Below are 3,139 nucleotides of genomic sequence, written 5' to 3' on the forward strand. Positions count from 1 at the left end.
TCTATACCGTCTTTGGTGGGAACAGACAGGGGGGTTCCGGTGTTCCAGACGGAAGGACGGCGGCAAGCGGAAGGAGGTGCCTGTGAATTTCCTCGAAACCGTGCCGGTGATACGCCGCATCGACACCGACCGCGACGACCTTTTCGCCATCGACGTCGTCGGCGATGTCGCCGGCGCCGATGCAGAAAACCTGTTCGGCCTGCTGGAGGCCGCCTGCGCACTCTATTCGAAGATCGACGTGCTGGTGCGGCTCGTCGAACTCGGTGGTGTTGACTGGAGCAATGTCGCCGGCGAAACGCTCACACAGGGCACGACCTTGGCGCTGCGGCATGTCGGCCGCTGCGCCACGATCGGCGAGCCGGACTGGACTAGCGAGTTTCACGGCCTTCTTGCAAAACCCCTGCCCGTCGACCTCAAGTATTTCAAGGCCGAGGACGAGGCCGCCGCCTGGAAGTGGCTCGGCGCCGTACCGATCGCGCGACGTTGACGGGCCGCCTTACCTGACCACGGTCAGCCGCTCCGCAGCCCGCGTGATCGCCGTATAGAGCCAGCGCTGGCGTGTTTCCTTGAAGGCCCAGCTTTCGTCGAACAGCACGACGTCGTTCCATTGCGAACCCTGCGCCTTGTGCACGGTGAGCGCATAGCCATAGTCGAAATCGTCGAAGCGCTTCTTCTGCTGCCAGGGGATCTCGGCGTCGGGGTCCTCGAACGCCGCCTTGAGCAGCTTGATCTTGGCGACGCCGCGGTCCGGATCGTCCTCTTCCGGCGAGACCAGCAGGTTGATGCCGGGCTTCACCGTCTCGCGCGACGAGGTCATCACCTTCCACAGCGAGCCGTTGAGCAGGCCCTTGGCGGGGTCGTTGCGCAGGCAGACCAGCTTGTCGCCGGCCTGCGGGAAGTCGGCGTTGAAGCCCTTCAACTCGCGCAGCCGCTGGTTATAGCGCCTGCGCGTGCGGTTGGTGCCGACCAGCACCTGGTCCGCCTTCAGCACCAGTTCCTGGTTGACGTCTTCCTTGCCGATGACCTGCGCCGTGCCGTAGTCGCCGCGCATGAATTCGCGGCCTTCGCGCACGTCGAGCGCCAGCCGTATGATCGGATTGTCGCGCGCCTGGCGATGGATTTCGGTGAGCAGAACGTCCGGTTCGTGCTCTGTGAAGAAGCCGCCGCCGGATATCGGCGGCAGCTGCGCCGGATCGCCGAGCACCAGGATCGGCGTGCCGAAGCTCATCAGGTCGCGGCCGAGTTGCTCGTCGACCATCGAGCACTCGTCGATGACGACCAGCTTGGCGCGCGCGATCGGGCTTTGCCGGTTGAGCGAGAAGGTCGGCGAGATCGACGTCTTGCCGGTCACCTCGTCCGACACCGATTCCTCGCCCTTCGGCCTGTAGATCAGCGAATGGATGGTGCGGGCATTGACCGCGCCCTTGGAGCGCAGCACCTGCGCCGCCTTGCCGGTGAAGGCGGCGAACTGAACCTGGCCGTCGACATGCTCGGCGAAATAGCGCGCCAGGGTCGTCTTGCCGGTGCCGGCATAGCCGAACAGCCGGAAAATCTGCGGCCGGCCATCCTTCAGCCAGCGCGCGACCGCCTTCAAGGCCTCGTCCTGTTGGGGGGAGAATTCCATCAGCTGGAAAGACCGGATTCGCGAGCGAAAGACAAGGTCAGCGGCCATATCGACCACCGCCGGTGGTGAACTCGGCGTCTACTGCGGCTCAAACTATCAGGCGCCAACTAGAACGTAAAGGGAACAAATCTTATCGCGTCTCAGTTGGATTCGAACGGCGTGGAGGTCAGGCAAGAGCCATCGCCGCTGGCGGGTCGCGATCGTCGGGTGGAACGGGGACAGGAACGTATCCGGCATAGCTGACACTGACGCGCGCTTGCCCTTTCGAGCGCGACCGGAGCGTATCCTCCAGCTTGAACATGTTTGCGAGCGGCACTAGCGCATCGACGACCACCTCCATCCCCCGGATTTCTTGACTCTCGATCTTGCCGCGACGGCTCTTCAGGTCGCCGGCAATGTCGCGGACATAATCCTCCGGCGTCACCACCTCGACCTTCATGATCGGCTCAAGCAACCGCACGCCGAGTTTGGGCGCTGCTTCCCTGAAGCAGGCGCGACTTGCGATCTCGAAAGCAGAAGCCGAAGAGTCGGTTTCGTGACAGGCGCCATCCACCAACGTCGCCTTGACGCCGATCATCGGGAACCCTGCAAAGGGGCCCAAGGATAGGACGCTGCGCAGCCCCTTTTCGACTCCCGCAACATATTCGTCTGGCATCGCACCGTCGACGATCGTGGACACAAATACGAAGTTCGCGTTGTATGCGTTCGGCTCGAACGCAATCTTGACGCGAGCGAACTGGCCCCTACCGGCGAAAATCCTCTTGTGGGTGTAGTCCTGTTCGCAGGCGTGGGTGATCGTTTCGCGATAGGCCACTTGCAGAGCACCGACATTCACGCCGATCTCAAATTCGTCGCGCAGGCGGTCGACCATGATGACCAGGTGATACTCGTCCCTGCCGGCGATGATAGTTTGGCCCGATTCCTCATCTGACGTAACTTGGAAGTCAGGATTCTCATCCGCCAGCTTCGACAAGGCGACAAGCAGCTTCTCCTGATTGGCTTTCGACTTCGGCTCGATCGCGATTTGAAGCAAAGGCCATGGCGCGGCAGACGATTCCACCTGGCCCCCTACCGCCCGCAGTCGAGTTGGGGATCGTTCTCGAGCAGGATCGGCTTGCCGTGCGGCGTGGCGTGCGCGGCGCGCTCCCAGGCAGCGGCAAGCGTGTCGACCTCGACCCTGCCGGCGACGCCCTTGGCCGACAGCAAGCTCTCCAGCGCATCCAACCAGTGCTCGTAATAGTCATGGCCGTCCGCTGCTGCACCCGGCTTCTTCACTTCAGCGGACAATGCGTCGGCCCATTCGCGCCAGGAAAACAGGCCCTTGTCATGCAGCGCCACCGTCATGGCGAAGACTTCGGCCTGCCACGGCTCGGCGAAGACCGGCTCGTCGAAGGCCGCCGGCAGGTCTTCACGCCGGCTCAAGATAGCTCTCCCAGGCATCGATCGACACGGTCAGCGTCGGGTCGGCGCCATCGCCCCAGATCTCCGTGCCGTCGAAGACGACCGTATAGACCC

4 protein-coding genes and 1 pseudogene are annotated in these 3,139 nt (G+C 63.1%); 1 reads left to right on the forward strand and 4 read right to left on the reverse strand.

All coding sequences use genetic code 11. The annotated features are described in order from the left end of the window. Positions 1-82: 82 nt before the first annotated feature. Entirely contained in the window at positions 83-487 is a 405-nt protein-coding gene (locus tag EN781_RS29530; RefSeq protein WP_126053980.1) for an STAS/SEC14 domain-containing protein, read from the forward strand. Positions 488-496: 9 nt separating this feature from the next. On the opposite strand, the gene EN781_RS29535 is transcribed toward EN781_RS29530, so the two are convergent. The 4 genes and pseudogenes from EN781_RS29535 to EN781_RS29550 all read right to left on the reverse strand — a co-directional run. Next, on the reverse strand, positions 497-1,624 hold the full coding sequence (locus EN781_RS29535; RefSeq protein WP_127400594.1) for an ATP-dependent RecD-like DNA helicase: 1,128 nt from the start codon (positions 1,622-1,624) through the stop codon (positions 497-499). Between the two features lie 166 nt (positions 1,625-1,790). Continuing rightward, a pseudogene (locus EN781_RS29540) lies at positions 1,791-2,666 on the reverse strand (translation factor GTPase family protein); the annotation flags it as partial. Positions 2,667-2,692: 26 nt separating this feature from the next. Beyond that, positions 2,693-3,046, reverse strand: a complete 354-nt coding sequence (locus EN781_RS29545; protein WP_126053977.1) for a nitrile hydratase accessory protein — start codon at positions 3,044-3,046, stop codon at positions 2,693-2,695. After that, the coding region (locus EN781_RS29550) for an SH3-like domain-containing protein (protein WP_127400596.1) at positions 3,033-3,139 on the reverse strand (107 nt) is incomplete at its 5' end. The genes EN781_RS29545 and EN781_RS29550, both read right to left, overlap by 14 nt.

The sequence above is a fragment of the Mesorhizobium sp. M4A.F.Ca.ET.090.04.2.1 genome, assembly GCF_003999085.1.
Taxonomy (GTDB): Bacteria; Pseudomonadota; Alphaproteobacteria; order Rhizobiales; family Rhizobiaceae; genus Mesorhizobium.

Excerpts from the sequence above, each read along its gene's own strand:
- EN781_RS29535 (WP_127400594.1), bottom strand. The coding sequence starts at position 1,624 with ATGGAATTCTCCCCCCAACAGGACGAGGCCTTGAAGGCGGTCGCGCGC.